The organism is Nocardia asteroides, from assembly GCF_021183625.1.
Taxonomy (GTDB): Bacteria; Actinomycetota; Actinomycetes; order Mycobacteriales; family Mycobacteriaceae; genus Nocardia; species Nocardia asteroides_A.
The window spans coordinates 4775520-4798409 of record NZ_CP089214.1 but is presented as its reverse complement, the minus strand read 5'-3'; the positions used below and the strand labels follow the sequence as shown (position 1 = coordinate 4798409).

The following is a 22890-nucleotide window of genomic DNA, read 5'->3' as shown; positions in this document are numbered from 1 at the left end:
CTCCTACTCGGGGGAGCACCTGCGGTGCGGTCACTGCCACATCCGTCGCATGACCAGGACCGCGCGGTCCTCGTCGTCGAGGATCGCGGTGTCGGCAACCCTCCGGTCCGGCGTGCTGGCGATGGCGCGCAGCGTGTTGCGGTACGCGGTTTCGATGATCTCGGCGTCGCCTGCGTCGAAGGAGTCCTCCGCGTAGAAGAGGACGACCTGCAGCGGCTCGCCGGGGAACAGCAGGTCGGCCGGGAAGACCATGACGAGCAGCGCGTTGTCGGTCGCGCCGCGGCCCTCGAAGGAGACGAGCTCGAGCTGCCGCTCGGCGAGCAGCCGGACCAGCTCGTCGCGCCCGGAGGGGTAGGACTGGAACACGAACATGCTGTCGAACAGCCTGCGCGCCCCCGCGGTCCGGTTCGCGCTGGTCAGCCGGTACTGCTGGTACTCCATGAGCTCCATGCGGCTGCGCTGCATGCCGGTGAGCAGCTCGCGCCAGCTGCGTTCGCCGTCCAGCCGGACCGCGACCGGGACGGTGTTCACGAAGCAGCCGACGGCGTGGTCCACCTCGTCCAGGTCGGCCGGGCGGCCGGAGACCACCTCGCCGAAGACGGTGCCCGGCTCGCCGGTGATCTCGCGCAGCACGCTCGACCAGGCCAGCTGGCACAGCACGCTGACCGTGCTGCCCGCCTCGGCGGCCAGCGCCGCCAGCCCGTCCGCGACCTCCGGCTCGACCGGGAAGCGGTGCATGACCGGCGCGCTCCCGCCCGGCACCCGGGCCGGGGCGACCAGGCACGGCCGCACCGGCTCCAGGTAGCGCTCCCACACCGCCTCGGTGGCGGCCTCGCGCTCCCTGGTCAGGGCGAGGAACTCGGCGAAGGTGGCCGGGTTGCCGAGCGGCTCGGCGATGCCGGGGCGGGCGTACTCGTCGAAGATCTCGCGCGGCAGCAGCTGCCCGGACCAGCCGTCGGTGAGGATGTGGTGCGAGGTGAGCACCAGGGTGTGCTCGTCGCCGGGCAGGTGCACCACGGTGGCGCGCATGAGCGCGCCGCGGGCGAGATCGAAGACGCCTGCCTGGTCGGCGTCGAGGAAGGTCTCCATCAGCTCCGGCCTCGCGGTGAGGTCGAGCTCGCCGACCGGGAACTCCATCCGCTCGGCGACGACGGCGTACGGCTCGCCCGCCGCGGCGACCGCGAAGGAGACGCGGAGGTTCGGGTAGCGGTTGAGCACCCGGTTCAGCGCCGCGCCGAGCCGGGGGACGTCCAGCGGGCCGCGCACCCCGATGGTGGTCTGCACGGTGTAGGCGTCCCGGCCCGCGGTGCTGATGGCGGTGAGGTACAGCCCGGCCTGCAGCGGGGCCAGCGGGTAGACGTCGGCGACATCGCCGTACCCGGCCTGCCAGCGGTCCAGGTCGGCCTGGCTGACCTCGGCGGCGAGCACGTCGCTCGGGGTGAGCCTGCGCCGCGGGTCCGCGCGGACCGCCGTGGCCAGTTCGCGCAGCGCGCCCGCCCAGAGCTCGGCGAGCTCGCCCGCCTCCGGCTCGGTCAGTGCGCCGGAGGCGTAGCGGAAGGAGCCGCGCAGGGCGGGGCCCGCGTCGTCGACGAGCGCGACGGTGTTCACGTCGAGCAGTGCGGGGGCGGGCATGGCCGGGTCGGCGTGGCCGCCGAGGTAGCCGAACTCGGGCGCGGCGTCCCAGTCCCGCGCGGTGGCCGGCACCTCGAAGCGGCCCATGTAGTTGAAGGCGATCTGCGGTTCGGGGCCGGTCAGCTCTGCCCCGGTCGCCGGGTCGAGCCGGCGCAGCAGGCCCCAGCCGATGCCGCTCTCCGGCACCGCGAGGAGCTGCTCCTTGACCGCGCGCACCGCGTCGACCATGTCGCCGCCCGCCCGCAGCGCGACCGGGTAGGTGGTGGTGAACCAGCCGACGGTGTTCGCCAGATCGGCGCCGGCGAAGAGGGATTCGGCGCGGCCGTGGCGCTCCATGGTGAGCCGCAGGGTGTCGGTGCCGCGGTCCCTGGCCCGGCGGAAGCGGTCGGTGGCGACGGTCAGCGCGGCGACCTGGATGTCGAGGAAGTCGCAGCCGAAAGCCGTCGCGGCTGTGGTCATGAGGAAGGTGGTGTCGGCGGTGTCCAGCTCGGCGGTGACCTCGCGGACCGTCTCGACCCGGTCGACGGCCGGGTCGTAGGGGCGGGAGCCGAGTGGTGGCTCCGGCTCGATCGCGCTGCGCCAGAACGGGAGTTGCGCGGTGACGGCGGTACTGCTCGCGTGCCGCAGGAGCGCCGTGTTCCAGCTCCGCACCGAGGTGGTTTCCGAGTCGACCGGGTCGCCCCGCCAGGCGGTGCGCAGGTCGTCGTGCAGGATGCGCCAGGAGACGCCGTCCACCACCAGGTGGTGCAGGACCAGGAGCAGGCGGCCGGGGCCGCCGTCGTCCGGGTGCACCCAGGCGGCGGCGGACATCCGGCCTTCCGCCGGGTCGAGATCGGCGCTGAGCGTGCGGAGCCGGGCGTGCAGGGTCGGACCCGCGGTGGTGTCCCAGTCCCCGGCCGGAATCGGAATGTCGAGAACCGGCGGGAGCTCGGTGTCGGCGGGCGGGATCAGGTACCCGAGCGGGTCGGTATCCGAAGGCGAGGCGAGCGCCACAGCTTGGTGGCCGGCGATCGCGGCCACCGAGTCCGCGTCCCCCGACGCCGCCGAGGCGGAAGCGAGGCGGGCGCGGAGGAGCGGATGCGCGCGTACGACGCGGTGCCAGGCGGTGGTGAGCCGTTCCAGGTCGGCGTCGGCCGGGGTAACCACGGCCGTTGCCTGGCTGTACCCGGCGTACGCCGCCGACTGCTCGGTGAGCAGCGCGGCGATCGGCTGCAGCGGAATCCACCCGGTCCCGTCCCCCACCTCGACCAGCGCGTTCCCGCCGGTCTCGGCGACCACCCCGGTGGCGGCCGCGATGGCGGCGATGCCGCGCGCCTCGAAGAGCGCGCTGGTGGTGATGGCGAGCCCGCGCTTCTTCAGCGCCGACGCCATCCGGATGGCGCTGATGGAATCACCGCCGAGCGCGAGGAAGTCGTCGTCGGCGGCGAGCGGAACCGCCTCGGCGATCCCGAGCACCTGCCGCATGACCGCGGCGACCACCTGCTCGGCGGCACCGCGCAGCTCGCGCCCGCGGCCGCTGCCCGCACCCAGCTCGGGCACCGGAAGCGCGCGCTTGTCGAGCTTGCCGTTGGCGGTGAGCGGCAGTGCCTCCAGCCGCACCAGCGCCGCCGGAATCATGTACTCCGGCAGCCGGACAGCCAGCTCGGCGCGCAGCGCACCGGCGTGCGACTCGGCCGCCCCACCGGCATACACCGACCCCGGCTCCGCCACGTAGTAGGCGACCAGCGCGACATCGGCGTCCCTGCGGTGCGCCACCGCGGCGGCCGAGCCGATGCCGGGCACCTGGCGCAACACCGACCCCACCTCGCCCAGCTCGATCCGGTGCCCGCGGATCTTCACCTGGTCGTCGGCGCGGCCCAGGTACTCCAGGCTGCCGCTGGGATGCCAGCGCACCACGTCGCCGGTCCGGTACATCCGCGCGCCGGGCTCGTCGGCGAACGGGCAGGCGACGAAGGTCCCCGCGCTCAGCCCCGGCCGGTGGTGGTACCCCTGCGCCAGCTGCGGCCCGGCCAGGTACAGCTCGCCGCTGACCCCGATCGGCGCGGGCCGCAGCCGGTCGTCCAGCACGTGCACGTCGGAGTTCCACTCCGGCTGCCCGATGAGCGCCGAGCGGAACCACTCCGGCCGGGCCAGCGCACCGGCGAAATTTTCGTGCATGATGTCCATCGACGCCTCGGTCGGCCCGTACAGCCCGAGCACCCGGCCGCCGAACACCCGGCTCGCCTCGGCCACCAGCGTCGGCGGCACCGCCTCGCCGCCGAGGTACACGAAGCGCATGGAGGCCAGCCGCGCCGGGTCCGGCCCGGCGTCCAGGAAGGCCCGGACCACGCTCGGCACCAGCGAGATCTGCGTGATCCGGTGCCGGTCGATGATGCCGGCCAGCGCCTCCACGTCGGCCTGCCACCACTCCGGCGGCGGCAGCACCGTCGCCGACCCGGTGCACAACGCGTTGACCAGCTCGAACACCGACACGTCGAAGCCGATCGGCGCCTTCTGCAGAATCCGCTCCTCGGCGAAGCCGAGGTAGTCGCGCATCCACTGCACGTGGTTCACCACGCCGCGGTGCGGCGTCACCACGCCCTTGGGGCGGCCGGTGGTGCCGGAGGTGTAGAGCAGGTACGAGGCGTCCAGCGGGTGGATCGGCCGGTCCAGCTCGGCCGGGGTCAGCGGCGCGGTGTCGAGCTCGGCGAGCCGGGCGGCGACGGCCGGGTCGGCGACGTCGAGCACCGGCACCGAGCCCGCCGCGACGGCCTGCGGCGCGGAGCGCACGAGCAGCGCCGGTTCGGCGTCGGCCAGCATGTAGGCGATCCGGTCGGCCGGGTAGCTCGGGTCGACCGGCACGTACACCGCGCCGGTGCGCAGGATGGCGGCGAAGATCACCGGCAGCCGCTCGCTGCGCTCGGCGAACACCCCGACCCGATCGCCCGCGCCCGCCCCGCGCTCGCGCAGCAGCCGCGCGAACGCGTTCACCCGCGCGTCGAACTCGGCGTAGCTCAGCTCGATCTCGCCGAACACCACCGCCGTCCGCTCCGGGTACTCCAGCGCGGAGGTCCGGATCATGGCGTCGACCGTCTCCGCGACGATCGGCACCCGCTCCGAGCGCGACCACGCCGCCAGCGCCGCCCGATCACCCGGGGCGAGCGTGAGCAGGGCGTCGAGCGGGGTGCGGGCGGCCGCGCGCGCCAGGGTGTGGTCGATGTACTCGTGCAGCCTGCCGATGGTCGCCGCGTCGAAGAGGTCGGTGCGGTAGGTGATCTGCACATCCACCCGGTCCGGGTGCATGAACGCCTCCACCGCGACGGGCAGCAGCGAGGCGCCGTGGTCGGCCAGCTCCCAGCTGGTCCGCACGCCGGGCAGCCGCGGGCCGTCGATGCGCTGGTGCAGGAAGAGCACCATGGTGTCGAAGAGCTTCGAGCCGACATTGCCGGTGGCCCGGTTCACCGCGCGGACGATCTCCTCCTGCGGGAACTGCTTGTGCCGGAACGCCTCCGTGGTCACCGCGCGCACGTACGCGACGAATTCGCCGAAGTCGCGGCCACCGTCGATGCCGCGGATGCGCAGCGGCAGCATGGTGCTGAGGTTGCCGATGAGCGCGTCCATCCCCCATTCCTCGCGGTTGGCCACGGTGGTGCCGATCACCACGTCCGGCTGCCCGGTGAGCTGCCGCAGCGCGACCGCGTAGGCGGCGAGGAACACCTGGAACGGGGTCGCCTCGAGCTCGGAGCTCAGCGCGCGCAGCGCCGCCTCCGCCACGGTGCCGAGCGAGCGGTCCAGCCGCGCACCGGTTTCGGTGACGGCGACCGGCCGCCGGTCGTGCGGCAGCGCCAGCTCGGGCACCTCGCCGTCGAACCGGCTCGCCCAGAATTCGGCCGCCGCCTCGTGCGTGCCGTCACGGAACCGCTCCTGCTCCCACTCCGCGAAGTCGGCGACCTGTAGCCGCAGCGGCTCGACGGTGATGCCGCCCGCCCGCGCCTGCGCGTAGAACCGCTCGACGTCCGCGGAGAGCGCGGGCAGCGTCATCCCGTCCCAGGCGATGTGCTGGATCACCAGCACCACCACCAGGGTCCGCGGGTCGAGCCGGACGAAGCGCAGCCGCAGCGAGGACTCGACGCCGAGATCGAAGGTGTCCTGCGCCTCGGCGGCGACCGCGGCGGCCAGCCTGCGCTCCGCCTCGTCCCGGTCGAGGCCGGTGTGGTCCTCCAGCAGCACCCGCGGCGGCAGTTCGGCGTGAATGCGCTGGTAGGGCTCGCCCTGCTCGTCGTTGTGGTAGGTGGTGCGGAGCACCTCGTGCCGCTCCGGCAGCGCCAGGAAGGCGGCGCGCAGCGCGGCGTCGTCCACCTCGCCGGCGAAGGTGAGCGCGAGGCACAGGTTGTAGGCGGTGCTCTCCGGGGCGATCTGCTGGTGCGCCCAGACGTAGCGCTGCCCGAAGGAGAGCGCGGCGCGCTCGGGGTCACGGCGCTCGACCGGTCCGGAGCGGGTGTCCAGCCCGGCCTGGGCCAGCCGCGCCCGCATGGCCTCCTGCAGGTCGTCGAGGGATTTCATCGGCTGCACACCACGCTCGCGGAGTCGGGAAGGCTGATCTCGGCGAGCTCGAGCAGGATGGTGGCGACCTGCGCCAGCCGCCCCGGCTGTGCCTCGGTGCCGAGCAGCCCGCGCGCGATGCGGCGCACCGTGCGGCCCTCCAGCACCGCGCTGACGCCGAAGTCGTCCACCGCGAGCAGCCCGCGCACCTTGGCGGTGAGCGTGGTGGCGAGGATGGAGTTGCCGCCGACGTCGAAGAAGTCGGTCTCCACCCCGATCCGGTCCAGCCCGAGCACCTGCGCGGTGATGTAGGCCAGCGCGGCCTCCACCTCGTCGGCGGGGTGCACGTAGGCGGTGGCGGCCGCCGGGTCGCCCGCGGCCAGCAGGCGGCGGATGGCGGCGCGGTCCAGCTTGCCGTTCGGCGTCAGCGGGATCTCGGCCAGCGTTTCGACGTGCTCGGGGATCATGTAGCCGGGCAGCTGGTCGCGCAGCCGCGCCGGGTCGATGGCGGCGCCGGAGCCGTCCGCGGTCACCGCGGCGACCAGCCTGCCGGAGTCGGTGACCAGGGCGATCGCCTCGCCCGCGCCGGGCAGCCCGGCCAGCGCCGACTCCACCTCGCCGAGCTCGACCCGGTAGCCGCGGATCTTCACCTGGTGGTCGGCGCGGCCGAGGAAGTCGACGGTGCCGTCCGGCAGGTACCTGGCCAGGTCGCCGGTGCGGTACCAGCGCAGCCCCTCGTGCTCGAGGAAACGGTCGGCGGTGCGCTCGGCGTCGCCCCGGTAGCCGTCGGCCACGCTCGCGCCGCCGATCCACAGCTCGCCGGGCACCAGGTCAGGGCAGTCCTCGCCGCGCTGGTTCACCACGCGCAGCGCGACATTCGCGAGCGGCGTGCCGTACGGGACGCTGTCCCGGTGCGCCGGGAAGTCGTCGGTGACCTCGCAGACGGTGGAGTGGATGGCGGTCTCGGTGGTGCCGCCGAGGCCGACGAAGCGCAGCCCGGGCACCGCGGCGCGGAAGCGGCGGGCCAGCCGGGTGCGCACCCGGTCGCCGCCGGTGAGGACAAGGCGGATCGAGCGCAGCTGCGCGGGGGCGGCGATATCGGCGAGCATCTGCAGCAGTCCGGGCGCGGCGTTCACCACGGAGACCTCTGCCTCGGCGATCAGCGCGGCCCACGCCTGGGCGTCGCGCTCGGTGGCCTCGTCGAGGCAGGCCAGGGCGCCGCCGACGCTCAGCGGGGCGAAGATGTCGTAGACCGAGAGGTCGAAGTTGAGCGCGGAGAGGCCGATGTGGCGGTCGCCCGCGCCGATGCCGAAGCGGCGGGCGATGGCGTCGACGGTGTTCGCCGCGGCGCGGTGACTCACCTCGACGCCCTTCGGTTCGCCGGTCGAGCCTGAGGTGAACAGCACGTAGGCGGTGCTGTCGGGGGTCGCCGGGAGCGGGGCGTCGAGCGCGGGGCCGGTCAGCGCTGTGGTCAGGTCGAGGGCGGTCACCCGGGTGGCGGGCTCGGCGGCACCGTCCGTGATCACAACGTCGACACCCGCGCGGGCGAGGATGCGGTCGCGCCGGGCGGCGGGCTGGTCGGTGCCGATGGGCAGGTAGGTCGCGCCGGCGGCGAGCACGCCGAGCACGGCGGGAAGCTGCCGGTGCCCCTTGGGCACGAGCACCGCGACGGTGTCGCCCGCCCGCACCCCGGCGTCCGCCAGCGCCCGCGCGACGGCGAGCGCCTGCCCGGCCAGCTCGCCGTAACCGGTGGTGAGCCCGCCCGCGCGCAGCAGCGCGGTCCGCTGTGGATGCCGCTCCGCCAGCTCGAAGAAGGCGTGGTGCAGCGTGCGCGCCCCGAGTTCCTCGGCGGTGTCGTTGACCGCGCGCCGAACCGCCGCTTGCTCGGCGGGCAGCGGAATCGCCAGCGGCTGCGACCAATCCGCGCCCGGCGCGGCCAGTGCGGCCAGAATCCGCCGGAACTCGGCGAACATGGTCTCGGCGATACCGTCGGGCAGCGCGTCGCGGCGCAGGTCCCAGTTCACCAGCAGCCCGCCGTCCAGCTCCGCCACCTGGGCGTCCAGATCTACCTGGGGGCCCTGCGAGATGATCCACACCGGTTTGCCGAAGACCCGGGTGACCCGCTCGGAGAACAGCTCCCCGAGGTCGAGCCCGGAGGTGAAGACCACCGACGGCGTCACCGGCGCGCCGCGCAGCCTGCCCAGGTCGCGCAGCACGTCCAGCCCCTCGTACTCGGCGTGCGCCGCGCAGGTGTGTAATTCGCGCTGCAACCCGCGGGCCCTGGCGAGCACGGACTCCACCCGGGAGGCGTCGATCTCGACCAGCACCGAGTTGGTGAAATCGCCGACCACGGCGTCGATCTCGTCGTGCAGCTGCTCGCGGGCGAAGAGCGGAACGTTCAGCAGGAAGCGCTGCCGCGCCGACCAGCGCGCGATCACCTCGCCGAAGACGGTGGCGAGCGTGACCGCCGCGGTGACGCCGTTCCCGTGCGCGTTGGCGTGCAGATTCGCCCTCGCCTCGGCGTCGAACCAGTGGTGCAGCCGGACGCTGCGGGCGGGGTCGCGCCGCTCGTTCTCCGGCAGCACCGGCAGCGCGGGGATGTCGGGCAGCTCGGGGAGCCGCTCGGCCCACCAGGCGCGATCCGCCTCGGTGTCGCCGGCGGTGCGCTCCTTCGCGGCCAGGTACTCACGGAAGGTGATGCCGAGCGGCGGCAGCGCGTCGGCGTCGGCCTCGTACAGCGTGGCCAGGTCGTCCAGGACCCGGCGGTAGCTCTGCGCGTCGCCCGCCAGCATGTCGACGTCGAGGTGCAGGCGGTGGCCGCCGTCCGGCAGCACGGTGAGCGCGACGTCGATGACCTTGCCCGCGGCGACGTCCATGCGCTGGTGGCTCTTCTCCTGGCGCACCCGCTCCAGCTCGGCCTCGATCCGGTCGGCGGGCTCGGCGCTCAGGTCGAGCGCGGCGAAGACCGGGACCAGCGGCTCGGGCAGGACGCGCTGGGTGCCGGCGTCCAGGAACTGGGCGCGCAGCATCTCGTGCCTGCGCACCAGCCGCGCGACGGCCCGGCGCAGCCGCTCCGGATCGGCGCCGCTGCCGTCGAACTCGACGAACAGGTGCGCCGCGACGCCGCCGAGCGCCTGATCCCCGCGCCTGCCCATCCAGTACGCGTGCTGCATGGTGGCGAGGGGGAATTCGGCCGGACCGGCGGCAGTCGCGGAACCAGCCGAAGCGGAGGCGGCGGCCGTCGGGCCGGTGACGGCGGGAACCTCGGGGGCACCTGCGGCGAGCAGGGCTGCCCAGGCGGCGATCGTCGGCTCGAGGGCGAGCGCCGAACTCCGGATGTCGTACCCCCGCTTGCGCCACCCGGCGGCCAGCCGCATGAGTTTCATCGAGTGCATCCCGAGGCTCACCAGATCGTCGTCGAAGCCGACCGCCTCGGGCGCCACCCCGAGATCCGCCGCCACGATGTCGCGCAGTTCCGCCTTGCCGAGCATCCGACTCCTTAACCCGATACAGCCGCCCACGTCGAACTTCGCGGCCCGACTTGACCGCTATGTCCGATTTGATGTAGGCTAGCCTTGCCTAACTTTGCCTATGCTAACTCATCGGCGAGGTTGCCGAGTGGGTGCTGTGCCACGGCGCGCCGACGGTGGGCTCCGTCGCGCGCGACCGGTGGTCCGGGCAGCGGGGTCGCGTATCCCCCGCTGCCCGGTTCCGGCCTCACTCCGCGAGTGCGGAGACCACCGCACGCCAGCGAGCCGAACACTCGGCGGCGGCCGCGGAACCGAGCACGGCGCCGTTGATGTCGAACTGCCCCACCAGCACCGGCGCGCCTTCCCGCTGGACGACCACCGTCGTGATGTCGACGGTGAAGCGCAGCGGTAGCTCGGGATGCTGCGCGATGCCGAACTCGGCGGTGAACTCCGCCATCGGAACCGGCGCCCACGGCCCGCGACCTCCGGTGAGCTGATCGAAGCGGCCGAGGTGGTTCAACCGCAGCTGCCCCCGCACCGCCGTCGAGCGCTCAGCGAGCGCGGGCCGCCCCGCCGCCGGGCTCCACTCCGCGACCACCGCGCCGGGCACGGTCACCGTCTCCTCGACGGTGAACCAGCCAACCCGCCTGCTGTCGTCGTCGGCGGGCCGCCCGTGCGACTCCCTGGTGATCGCCACCCGCCCCGCCGCGTCGGCGAGCCCGTCGAAGGCGCGGGCGCAGGCCACGATCAGCGCCTCCTCCAGCGGAACGTCGCTCGCCGCACAGCGCGCGAGCAACGCGGCGGTGCGCTCCGGGTCGAGCTCGACCAGGTGCTGGTGCGCGTCGGCGGCCCGGTCGACCACCGGGTCGGTGAGCCGCCCGGCGAGCGGCGTGCCGAGCACCGGAAGCGGCTCCGCCGCAGCGGGAACCACCGCTCCCGGCTGCGCGTACTCGACCAGCGGCGCGCGCCCGTCGGCCAGGCCGCGCAGGTCGTCGGCGAGGATCAGCCAGGACACCACGTCCACCGCGAGGTGGTGGACGGAGAGCAGCAACCGCGGCTCCGCGCCGGTGAGCACGGTGGCCGCGACCATCCGCCCGGCGGCCGGGTCGAGCCGGTCGACGGTGGCGGCGAGCAGCTCGCGCGGCGTCGCCGAGCCCGGCGCGGCCACGGCGACCTCGACCCGGAACTCCTCCGGCGCCAGCACGATCAGCGCAGGGACGCCGTCGACCGCGCCGAGCCGCGAGCGCAGCGCCGGGTGCGCCGTCGCCAGCGCGCGCAGCACCTCCTCGGCCCCGGCCGGGTCGACTCCGGGCGGCAGCGTCAGCACCTGGCTCTGGGTCAGGTGCTGATACCCGCCCTGTCCGATGATCTCCAGGGCCAGCGCGGTCAGCGGCAGCACCGCGCCAGCGGCGAGCACCTCGCCACCCGCGTCCGGCTCCCCGGCGCCGTCCAGCAGCGCGGCCAGTTCGCGCAGGTCGGCGGCGCCGAGCACATCCCGCGCAGCGACCCGGTAGCCGGCGCCGCGCAAACGCGAGACCAGGTCGATCACGCCGATGCTGTCGATCCCGAGATCGACCAAGCTGTCCAGGATTCCGGCGCTGCCCGCGTGCATCTCCGCGAGCACCCCGAGCAGCGCGCGCTCGGTCTCGGTGCCCGGCTCGGCCGCGGCGCCGGTCGCCACCGGGGCGGTGAGCAGCGCGGTCGCGGCGTGCGTGTCGAGCTTGTCGTTGCGGTTCAGCGGGATCTCGGCCACGTGCACGATCCGGGTCGGCACCAGGAACCGCGGGAGTCTGCGGGCGGCGGCCGCGCGGATGGCGGTGGCCGGGCGGTCGGCGACCACCAGCGCGCCGAGCCGGGTGCGGCCGCCCGCGGTGAAGGCGAGCGCGGCGGCGTGCCGCACGCCGGGGATCTCGCGGAGCACGGCGGTGGCCTCGTCCGGCTCGACCCGGTAGCCGTTGATCTTTACCTGGCTGTCGATCCGGCCCTCGTAGACCACGGTGCCCGCCCGGGTGCGGCGCACCAGATCGCCGGTGCGGTAGCGCCTTCCGGCCGGGCCCGCCACGAAGGTGGCGGCGGTCTGCCCCGCGCGGCGCAGGTAGCCATGGGCCAGCTGCGCGCCGGAGAGGTACAGCTCGCCCTGGCCGCCGGGGGGCACCGGGCGCAGGCGGTGGTCGAGCACCTCGGCGGTCATGCCGCCGAAGGTGTGGCCGATGGTCGGGGCCTCGTGCTCGTGCACGTCGGCCATGAGCGCCTCGACCGTGGTCTCGGTGGGGCCGTAGAAGTTGATCACCCTGGTGTCCGCGAGGCCGCGCAGGCGGTTCCAGGTGTCCTGGCTGATGGCCTCGCCGCCGAGGGCGAGCACGCGCAGGGGGCAGTACTCGCGGCCGTCGCGGGCGGTGAGGAGCCCGGCGGCGACGAGCCGGTTCAGCATGGAGGGTGAGGTGTCGAAGATGTCGATGCCGTTGGTCGCTATGGCCGCGACGATCCGCTCGGCGTCGGTGCGCTCGTCGTCGCCGAGCAGCACGACGGTGTGGCCGGAGAGCAGTGCGATGCTCGGCTGCCAGGCGGCGTCGAAGCCGGTGGACCAGCCGTGGCCGATGCGAAGCGGCCTGCCCGCCGCCGCGCTCTCCGGGGCGAAGATGCGGCGCTCGTGGTTGCCCCAGTGGTTGAGCAGGGCGCGGTGCGGCACCGCGACGCCCTTGGGGCGGCCGGTGGTGCCGGAGGTGAAGACGACGTAGAACGGGTTCTCCGCCGGGACCGGCGGAAACCCGTAGCCCGGAGCGGCGGGTGACTCGCCCGGAGCAGCGGGTGACTCGCCCGGAGCAGCGGGTGACTCGCCCGGAGCAGCGGGTGACTCGCCCGGAGCAGCGGGTGACTCGCCCGGAGCAGCGGGTGACTCGCCCGGAGCAGCGGGTGACTCGCCCGGAGCAGCGGGTGACTCGCCCGGAGCAGCGGGTGGTTCGCCTTGGGCGGCGGAGCTGCGGCCTGCGATGGTGAGGGGGGCGCTCGCGGTGTTGCCCGCGGAGCGCGATGTGGCGTCGGCGGACGCTGCCGACGAGGGGGTGGCGGGCAGTTCGCGCAGGTTTCCGGCGTTGTCGGGGACGAGGTGGGTGAGGCCGGCCTCGGCTAGGACGTCGGCGAGGGCGGCGTCGGCGAGAACGAGGCGCGCGCCGGAGGTTTCGGCGATGTAGGCGAGCCGGTCGGGCGGGGTGGCCGGGTCGACGTGCACGCAGGTCGCGCCGGTGAGGCCGATGGCGAAGGGCGCGTGCAGGACCCGGCGGTCGCGCGGCAGCGCCACCGCGACGGCGCTCCCCGGCCCGACCCCGCGCGCGGCGAGCCCGGCGGCCAGCGCCAGGACGGCGGCGCCGAACTGGGCGTACGAGTGCTCCCCCACCTCGTCCACGACGGCGCTCCGGTCGCCGAACCGCTCGACGGCCGCGAGCAGCGTGTGCGGCACATCCCCCGGCACGGCGACGGCGTCCGGCGCGGCCAGCGCGGCGGGCTCCCCGTCGAGCAGCACCGCGACATCGGCGGCCCGCGCGGCGCCGGTGATCCGCTCCAGCACCGCGAGCACCCGCTCCGCCAGCGCATCCGGCTCGAACCGCCGCACCAGATCAGGCCGGATCTCCACCCGGTTGATCAGCGACCCCTGCTCCAGCACCGGGACGACCGCGATCGGGTAGTGGCTCGGCGAGTCGATCCGCCGCGGCACCAGCGTGGCGCCGTCGCCGAGCGGCATCCGCGCGGTGATGTCGCCCATCGGCGTGTTCTCGAAGACCAGCAGCGTGTCGAAGAGCTGCCCCACCCCGGCCCGCTTGGTGATCTCCGCGATGCCGAGGTACTCGTGCGCCCGCAGCCGCGCGACCTCCTTCTGCAGCTCCCCGCCGATCTCGGCGGGCGCCCGCCCGTCCAGCCGGACCCGCACCGGGATCGTCGTCACCAGCGCCCCGACCAGCCGGTCGGCGTTCGGCAGCGAGCCGTCCCGCCCGGAGGTGGTCTGCCCGAACACCACGTCGTCGCGCCCGGTGAGCGCGGAGAGCACCCGCGCCCAGGCCAGCTGCAGCACGGTGTTCAGGGTGAGCCCGTGCGCGCGCGCCCAGCCGGTGACGGCGGCGGTGCGCTCCGGCGTGAGCCTGGCCTCGCCGAGCACCGGGATGTCGGCGGGCGCGGGCCCGGCGATCATGGGCATGGGGGCGAGCCCCGCCAGCGCCGCGGTCCACGCCCCGGCCGACGCCTCGGTGTCCCTGCTCGCCAGCCAGGCCGCGTGCTCGCGCAGCGGCGGGGCCGGGGGCAGCCCGGCGCCCTCGCCCCGGTGCAGCGCGAGCAGGTCGGCGAAGATCAACGGAATGGACCAGCCGTCCACCACGATGTGGTGCGCGGTGCAGACCAGCTCGTACTCCTGCGGCCCCACCCGTGCCGCCACCACCCGGAACAGCGGCCCCGCGTCGAGATCGATCCGCGTGCGCCCCTCGTCCAGGTAGAGCCGGCGCGCGGCCGCCGCCGGATCGGGTTCGCCGCGCAGATCCAGCTCGCGCCAGCCGATCCGGCCCGCGGAGGTGGTCACCAGCACCGGGTGTGGCAGCCCGTCGGTGACGACCGCGCCACCCAGGTGCGGATACCGCTCCAGCACCTGGTCGAAGGCCTTGCGCAGGCTACCGAGGTCGGCGAGGCCGTCCACCCGCACCGCGAAGGTCACCAGGTAGGGGTCGACATCGCCGGAGGTCGCGCTCACCGAGTACAGCCCGCGCTGCAGCGGCGAGAGCGCGACGACGTCGAGGATGGAGGTGCTCACGCGCCGAACTTCGCGCCGAGCGCGGCCAGCACCGCCGGGTCAAGCCCGGAGGCGCTGAGCGGCGCGGCGGCCTGCGGCTCCGGCGCGGCCACCTGCTCGGGCGCGGCCTCCAGCTGCTCGGCGAGCTCGTGCACCGCCGGGAAGCCGAACACGGTCTGCACGTCGAGCGCGAAGCCCTGCTCGGCCAGCACGGTGACCAGCCGCAGCGCGGCGATGGAGTCGCCGCCGAGGGAGAAGAAGGTGTCCTCGCGGCCAACCTCGTCGTCCTCGTCCAGCTCGAGCACGGTGCGGATGGCGGCGGCGAGGGTGTGCTCCGCCGCGGTCCGCGGCGGGCCGCCGAGGCCGGGGCCGAGCTCGCCCGCGGTGGCGACGGGCGGCTGGAACAGCGGGACGGCAGCGCCACCGTCGCGGCCGTCGGCCCAGGCCAGGGCGCGACGCTCCAGCTCGGCGACGAACTCGGGCAGCGCTGCGGGGGCGGCGGGCGAGTCGACGATCACCAGCGCGCCGTCGTCGTCCAGCCGCACCTCGACCAGCAGCTCGACCCCGTGCGGGCGGGCGAGCCGCCGCTCCAGCTCGCGCGCGGTGTACCCGGACCCGCTGTGCGCGATGGCATTCCCGGACCGCACCACCAGCGCGGCCTGGAAGAGCGCGCCGCCGGAGACCGCCGCCGCACCGCGCAGCCGGTGGGTCAGGAACTCGATCCGGGTCGAGCCGTGCGCCCGCGCCGCCGCCAGCACCTCGGCCGCGCCGAGCACCGCCTGCCGCGGCGGCTCGGCGCCGGTGAGACCGCGCAGCACCAGGTAGTTGCCGAAGGGGCCGATGGTCGAGGCGGTGGCCTCGTCCCGGGCCGGGTCGAACAGCCCAACGGCCGGATCGGCACCGAGCCCCGCGGCACCGAGCGCCTTCGCCAGCAGCGCCGCGAAGGCGGCCGCAGGCTCCTGCCCCGCGGTGAGATCGGCCAGCGCCTCCGGCGCGATCCGGAAGCTGTGCCGTGCGGCCGCGCCGGGCTCGACCGGCACCGCGCGCTCCGGCAGGTCGGCCAGCCGGTCCAGCCAGTACCCGGCGTCGGCGTCGGCCGCCGGATCCACCGCCATCCCCTTGACCAGCGCCGGAACCGCCGCGCGGAAGCTGGACCCGGTCACCTCGCCGGTATCGAGCGCGGCGAAGAGCGCCTCGGCGAGCAGCTCGAGCGAGACGTCGTCGGCGGCCACCGGATGCACCGCGAACGCCAGCACCGCGCGCTCCCCGGCGCGGTCGAGCGTGACCCGGACGGGGAGCTCGCGCACCAGGTCGAAGACGTGCCCGGCATCCGGTTTGCCGAGTTCGAGCACCGAGCCGGGCAGCTCGTCGGCGCGCTGGTAGGGCACCCGGCGGTCGTCCGGGAAGACGCTGCGCAGGATCTCGTGCCCGGTCAGCACCGCGGTGACCGCGCGGCGCAGGGCATCGTCACCGAGTTCGCCGGTGAACTCCAGCGCGAGGAAGAGATTCGCGGCCGGCGTGCGGCGCAGCCGCTCCGGGAGCAGCACCGCCTGCTGGGCGGGCGCGAGCGGAACCGGGCGCGCCGCCCGGCCCGCGGAGCCGTTCCGGCCGGTGGAGTCCTGCACGAGCGAGTCTGGCATCGCGATCCTTCCGCGCCGCGGCGGCGAATCGACGACCGCCCGGCTTCAGTCCGAACAACCGATCGCCTGCCCGACGGACCGCGCGACCAAAGTTAGCCTATCCTAAACAGACCGCTCGTTCGGTACCAACCGCGGCCCGCTACTTGTTCAGCGCCTCGAAGGTCGGCGCCAGCCTGTCCAGCACGTACGGGGTGTTCAGCGGGCTGGGGGTGTTCAGCGCGCTGATCGTCATCACGTCGATGAAGGCGATGCCGCCGGATTTCACCGCGGGCAGCTCGGCATAGCCGGGCAGCTGCTTGAACTTCTCCTCGAAGGCGGGCAGCGCGCCACAGATCAGCATGTCGGAGGTCAGGTCGCCGAGCCGCTCCGGCGAGAGCGCGAGCCTGCCGCCCGCGGGCGCCTCGTCCGCGATCTTCCGCGGGATGCTCATGCCGAGCCGCTCGAAGAGCGCCGCCGAGCCGTCTTTGGGATCGGCCAGCACCATGAGCTGGGCCGGGCCGGTGAGCATGCAGGTCAGGAAGGTCTTGCCCGACAGCTTCGGGTACTTCTGCGCGAACCCGTCGACCTTGGCGTCGACACCGTCGATGATGCCCTGCGCGTCGCCCTCCCGGTCCAGGATCTTGCCGAGCGCGGTCACCTGGTCGGTCCAGTTGTCCACCTGGGCATTCGCGGTGACCGCGCCGATGGTCGGGGCGAGCTTGGTGAGCTTGTCGTACAGGGCCCTGTCGACCAGGTAGCTCGGCACCAGGATGAGATCCGGCTCCAGCCCGGCGATCTGCTCGGCGATGTCGCCGCCCGCGTTGAGCACGGTGGCCTGGCTCAGCGAGTCCGGCTCCCACGGCACCTTGGTCTTGGCGCCGATGGAGATGTTGTCCGCGTAGCCGACCGGGGTGATGCCGAAGGCCTGGGTGGCGTCGAGCCACTGGTTGCCGAGCGTGACGATGCGCTCCGGGGTGCCGTCGACCACGGTCTCGCCGTAGTTGTGCGTGATCGTCACCGCGCCGTCGCCGCCGCCGGAAGCACCGGAGTCGCCGCAGGCGACCACGCCGAGCGCGACCCCGAGCGCGAGCAGCGCGAAGCCGAGCCTGGCGGCCGGGCCGCGTCTCGTAGTCGACGGCATGGGTCAGCTCCTCGAATCGAACGGTCGGTTTTTTCAAAGGTTAGGCTAAGCGAATTTCAGCCAGCCGTCGACGGTCCAGTGCGCGGTGTCGCCGGTGCGGTAGCGGCGCTCCCCCGGCTGCAGCGGGTCGTCCTCGAACCGCGCGTCCGCGGCGTCGGCGACGCCGAGCGCGGCACCGCCGACGTACACCGCACCCGGCACGCCCGGCGCGCACGGCTGCCCGGCCGGATCAAGCACGTACACCCGCGCGCCCGGGATCGGGCGGACCCGCCCGCTGCCGTCCACCGGCCCGCGCGCCACCGCGCCGACGGTCACGGCGGGCGCGTACCCGACCGTCCCCGCGGCCCTGGCCGGGAACTCGGCCGGGGTGTCGAAAGCGATGCGCGCGCACTCGGATTCGCTCGGACCGCCCTCGCCCCAGAGGTCCCAGCGCCTGACCTCGGCCCAGCGGTTCGGGCCGTCCCGGAGCGCGCCGTCCCGGCCGAGCACGGTGCCCGCCGCGGCGACCACGTGTGTCACCCGCTCGGCATCGAGGAAGGCGGCGGCCCGCCTCGGCTCGGCGACCACGACGGTGGCGCCGTCCACCAACCCGGCGAGCACCTCGACCAGCACCGCGACCGTCGGCGCGGGCGCGACCACCAGCCGCACGTCCACCGAGCCGCGGGCCCGGTCGGTGCTGCCCGGCGCGCAGTCGGTGACCACCGCGCGGCGATCGGCCACCGCCGCGGCCACCGCGGCGGGCGCGACCACGACCCGTCCGGTGCCGGTGCAGCCGGCCGCCAGCGTGATCGGGGTGTCGGACTGCGCGGCGGCATCGAAGGCGACCAGCAGCCGCACGATGTCCGCCGCTGCTATCCCGGTGGCGGGAACCGTGTCCTCGGACTCGTCGACGCGCTGGAAAAGGCTTTGATAGTCCAGGGTTTCGCCGCCGCAGCGCAGCGCCGGGCGCTGGCCGGGGAACATCCGCCCGCGCCACAGCAGTCCGGGCGCCGCCGGACCGAACGGCGGCTCGACCCCGGCGGACCACTCGCGCAGCACCCGCTCGCGCTCCTCGCCGGTGCCGACGCCGAGCCGGCTCAGCGGCCGGTCGGGGGTGTCGGCGAAGGCGGTGAGCAGCCGGCGCGCCCGGCCGGCGAAGAGCTCGGCCGACGCGGGCCGGAAGAGGCTCGCGCGCACCGTGATCGCCGCGTCGAAGCCGCCGTCCTGGGCGCAGTGGAAGGCGAAGCCGATGTCGCGCAGGGCGGGATCGCCGGGCAGCGGCAGCACCGCGGCGGCGATCTCCTCGCCGAACCGCGCCTCCGCGGACCAGTCCTGCTCGCGGAAATCGAGGGTGGCGCCGAAGGTCTCGGCCGCGCCGGGCACGCACTCCACCGGGACGTCCTGGTTGCCGTAGGCGGCGAGCGCGGTGGCCCTGGAGCGCTCCAGCACCGCGCGCGGCGTCGGGTCGCCGGTGAGATCGGTGCGCAGGACCAGGGTGTTCGCCACCGGGCCGACCAGGTCGGCCAGCGCGGGGTCGGTGCGCCCGGCGATGGCGGCGCCGAGCGCGATATCGGTGCCGGCGCCGTGCTGGTGCAGTAACACCGCGACCGCCGCCTGGTACAGCATGAACTCCGAGGCGCCGACTCCCTCCGCGAGCGCGCGCAGCCGCCCGCGCAGCACCGGGTCGATGGTGAAGCGGGCGGTATGGGATCCGGTCTCGGACGGTTCGCGGCGCGGCAGGTCGGTGGCGAGCCCGGTCGGGGCGGGGAGGCCGGCGAGCGCGGCGCGCCAGTACTCGGCCTGCGCGTGCAGCTGGCCCGCGGCGGCACGCTGCCAGAGCGCGTAGTCGGTGAAGCTCAGCTCGGGCAGCGGGCGGTGCGCGGTGTCGCCGCGCAGCCGGGCGCGGTAGGCGGGGGCCAGGTCGCGCAGCACCGTGCGGAACGACCAGTGGTCGGCCACCAGGTGGTGCGCGGTCAGCACCAGCACGTGCGTCTCGGGGGTCGTGGTCACGAGCACCGGCCGGATGCCGGGCCCCGCCACCGGGTCGGGAACCGCCGCCGCGGCCTCGGCCAGCGCGGTGTTCAGCTCGGCGGCCGAGCCGACCGTGCGCACCGGAATCTCGATCTCCTCCACCGGAACCCGCCGCGGCACCGGCGCTCCCCCCGGCCCCGGCGCGAACCGGGTGCGCAGGATCTCGTGCCTGGCGAGCGTGTCCCGAAGCGCGCCGAGCAACGCCGCGCGATCCAGCCGACCCTCGAACCGCACCGCGAACGGAACCCCGCAGCGCGAATCGGTCGGCGACCACGACCGCGCCGCCGGCAGCTGCGGCTCTTCCGGCAACGAACCGAGCGAATCGGCGTCGACCGTTGCCAGCGAATCGGTGTCCCTCGGCGCCGGATCCAGCGCGCCGGCCCGAGCCGCGAGCGGCTGCCCGTCCCCCGCCCCGGCCGGGAAGGCGGCGCGCCAGCGCACCTCCTGCGCCACCGAGAGCGGAATCCGCTCCGGCCTGCGCAGCTGCCTGGTCGGCGCGGGCAGCGACGAGGCGGCGAGCGGCGCCGCCTCGATGGCGGCGGCCAGCCCGGCCACCGTCGGCGTGTCGAACGGCGCCCGCACATCGACCGCGACCCCGAACTCCGCCCGGATCAGCGCCACCAGCCGCCCGGCGAGCAGCGAGTGACCGCCCAGCTCGAAGAAGGAGTCGTCGGCCCCGACCCGCTCCGCGCCGAAGATCTCGGCGAAAAGCGCCGCCAGCCGGATCTCGGTGCCGGTGGCCGGCTCCCGGGAGACCGGCGAGCGCACCGGGGCCGGCGCGGGCAGCGCGGCCCGATCCAGCTTGCCGTGCTCGGTGAGCGGAATCCGCTCCAGCACGGTGAAGCTGCTCGGCAGCATGTACTCCGGCAGGCTCACGGCCGCGCGGGCCCGCACCTGCTCCGGCTCCAGCACCATCCCGTTGCCCGCGGGCACCAGGTAGGCGGCGAGCGTGGTGCCGCGCGCGGGATCGCCGACCGCGACGACGGCGCAGTGCCCCACCGCCGGGTGCGCCGCGATCGCGGCCTGCACCTCGCCCAGCTCGATCCGGTGCCCGCGCACCTTCACCTGGTCGTCGGCGCGGCCGACGAACTCGATCTCGCCCGCCAGGTTGCGCCGGGCCAGATCGCCGGTGCGGTAGAGCCTGCCGCCCGCCAGGAACGGGTCGGCGACGAAGCGCTCCGCCGCCAACCCGGCCCGGTTCAGGTAGCCGCGCGCCAGCTGCGCCCCGCCCAGGTAGATCTCGCCGATCACCCCGGCGGGCACCGGCCGCAGCCCGGCGTCGAGCAGGTGCACGTGCACATTCCGGTTCGGCACCCCGATCGGCACGATCCCCGCGCCCTGCGGCCCGGCCACCACCTGGTGCGTCGCGCAGACCACCGCCTCGGTGGGGCCGTAGTGGTTGCGCAGCTCGGCGTCGAAGACCGCGGCGAACCGGTCGGCGACCTCGCCGAGCAGCGCCTCGCCGCCCACCGGCACCCGGCGTAGCGCCCGCCAGTCGCTCACCTCGGGCAGCAGCAGCAGGGTGCTCAGCGTCGATGGGACCATGTGCAGCACGGTGACCCGGCAGCGCGCGATGATCTCGGCCGTGTAGGAGAGGTCGCGCAGCGCGTCCGGCTCCGGTACCACCAGGCAGGCACCGACGGTGAAAGTCACGAAGATGTCGAGCAGCGAGGCGTCGAAGCCGATCGAGGAGGACTGCAGCAGCCGGTCGTCGGCGGTCATCCCCCACTCCGCGCAGAAGCCGTCCAGGTGCTCCGCGATCGCGGCGTGCGCGACCGGAACCCCCTTCGGCCTGCCGGTGGAGCCCGACGTGTAGATGACGTAGGCCAGGTTCGCCGGGCGCAGCGGGCGGGCCCGCTCGGTGTCGGCGAGCGGCTCCGAAGCCAGCGCGGCGGCGGCGCGCTCGACGGCGGCCAGCGATTCGGGGTCGAGGATCAGCCGCGGCGCGGCGTCGGCCAGCACGTAGTCGATCCGGGGCTGCGGGTACGAGGGGTCGATCGGCAGGTAGGCGGCGCCTGCCTTGAGCACCGCGAGGACCGCGACCACATACTCCACCGAGGTCGCCAGGCGCAGCGCGACCAGGTCCTCGGCGCCGATCTCGCGCGCGATCAGCTCGCGGGCCAGCCGGTTGGCCCTGCGGTCCAGCTCGGCGTAGCCGATGGTGCGGTCGCCGGTGCGGCTCGGCGCCAGCAGCGCGGGGGCGGCCGGGGCCTGGCGCACGCGGTGCTCGAAGAGCGCGACCAGGGTGCTCGGCGGGGTCGGGACCAGCTCGCCGTGCGACTGCGCGCGCAGCCGCTCGCGCTCGTCGGCGCCGAGCAGGTCCAGCTCGCCGACCGCCAGCTCCGGCGCGGCGACCGCGTCCGCGAGCAGCCGGACGTAGTGCGTGAGCAGCTGCGCGATCAGCCCGTCGTCGAACCGGCCGTCCCGGTACTCGGCCTGCACCCGCGCGTCCGCGCCGTCCCGGACGACGTCGATCCGCAGCGGCACCGCGGCGGTGCGGCTGCCCAGCTCCAGCGGGGTCGCGGTCGCCGCGCCGAGCGCGAAACCGGACTCGGCCGTGCGCACACTGAACGCGATGCGCGCCAGCCGATCCAGGCCGTCCCGTGCGCCCGCGCGGCGCGGGTTCAGCACCCGGACCACGTGCTCGATGCCGACGTTGGCGTGCGCGAAGGCCGCGCTCGCGGCTTCGCTGAAACTCGCGGCCAGCTCGGTGAAAGGCTCGGCGGAGCGCACTCGCGTGCGGAGCAGGATCGTGTTGCCGAAGAACCCGATCCGGTCGGCGGAGGCGGCGTCGCGGTTGTTCACCGGGACCGCGAGGAGCAGGTCGGTGGTGGCGGTGTAGCGGTGCAGGAGGGCGGCGAAGGCCGCGCCGAGCGCGCCGAAGGCGGGGTCGGGGTGGCCGGTTTCGGCGCCGGGCACCCGATCGAGCAACCCGGCGGGAAGCCTGCGGGTCACCCGGCGGATCCGGCGGGCCGGGCCGGTGACCGGCTTGGCGGGCAGCTCGACGGGGTCCGGCAGCGGGGTCAGCGCCGAGCGCCAGAAGTCGAGGGCCGCGTCGCTCGGATCGTCCGGGACCGCGGTGGCCCGGCCCGGCTCGGCCCGAACGGCTTCCGGTCCTGCGGCATCCCGGCCCGGCTGGCCCGTTTCCCCCGTTCCGGCCACGATCGCTCGCCCCGGCGTACCGACGGCAGCCGTTTCTTCACCCCCGGAACGGTAGGCGGCTTCCAGCGCGGCGCCGAAGACGCCCGCCGACTCCTCGTCCCACGCGATGGCGTGCGCCACCAGCACCAGCACGAACTCCGCCGCCCCGGTGCGGATCAGCGTGACCCGCAGCGGCGCCTCGACGGCCAGGTCGAACGGCCGCGCCAGCTCGCGCCGCGCCAGCACCTCGACCCGGCGCGCCCGGCTCGCCTCCGGCAGCTCGGCGATCTCCTGCACCTGCCAGCTCGGCGCGGTGTCGGCCCGCAGCTCCTCGAACGGCTCCCCCTCGGCATCGAAACCGTAGGTGGTGCGCAGGATTTCGTGCTCGGCCGCGACCTGGGCGAGCGCGGCGCGCAGCCGGTCGGGGTCGAGCGCGCCGTCCACCCGGTAGGCGACCGCGACGTTCAGCGCGGTCTCCTCCGGCTCCCTGGTCTGCAGGAAGAGCGCCCGGCGCCTGCCGTCGGCCAGCGGCCTGCGCGGATCGCCCGCGACGGCGGGGACGACGAGATCGGCGAGGATCGACAC

At 74.8% G+C, this 22890-nt stretch carries 6 protein-coding genes; all 6 read right to left on the bottom strand.

Annotated features, from left to right (window positions below; all coding sequences use genetic code 11):
* Window positions 1–30: 30 nt before the first annotated feature.
* The 6 genes from LTT61_RS22420 to LTT61_RS22395 all read right to left on the bottom strand — a co-directional run bounded on the left by LTT61_RS22420 (window position 31) and on the right by LTT61_RS22395 (window position 22890).
* Window positions 31–6174 (bottom strand): non-ribosomal peptide synthetase, encoded by a 6144-nt coding sequence (locus tag LTT61_RS22420; protein WP_233016030.1) that lies wholly within the window; start codon window positions 6172–6174, stop codon window positions 31–33.
* The gene (locus LTT61_RS22415) at window positions 6171–9644 is read right to left on the bottom strand and encodes a non-ribosomal peptide synthetase (protein WP_233016029.1); all 3474 of its coding nucleotides are present in this window, start codon (window positions 9642–9644) and stop codon (window positions 6171–6173) included. Before LTT61_RS22415 ends, LTT61_RS22420 begins: the two co-directional genes overlap by 4 nt.
* Before the next feature lie 226 nt (window positions 9645–9870).
* Window positions 9871–14415: an AMP-binding protein gene (locus tag LTT61_RS22410; protein WP_233016028.1), complete on the bottom strand. Its 4545-nt coding sequence runs from the start codon at window positions 14413–14415 to the stop codon at window positions 9871–9873.
* Window positions 14412–16034: a condensation domain-containing protein gene (locus LTT61_RS22405; protein WP_233016027.1), complete on the bottom strand. Its 1623-nt coding sequence runs from the start codon at window positions 16032–16034 to the stop codon at window positions 14412–14414. Before LTT61_RS22405 ends, LTT61_RS22410 begins: the two co-directional genes overlap by 4 nt.
* Window positions 16035–16173: 139 nt before the next feature.
* The gene (locus tag LTT61_RS22400; protein WP_233016026.1) at window positions 16174–17154 is read right to left on the bottom strand and encodes an ABC transporter substrate-binding protein; all 981 of its coding nucleotides are present in this window, start codon (window positions 17152–17154) and stop codon (window positions 16174–16176) included.
* 45 nt (window positions 17155–17199) lie between these two features.
* Complete coding sequence (locus LTT61_RS22395) at window positions 17200–22890, bottom strand: non-ribosomal peptide synthetase (protein WP_233016025.1); 5691 nt, start codon at window positions 22888–22890, stop codon at window positions 17200–17202.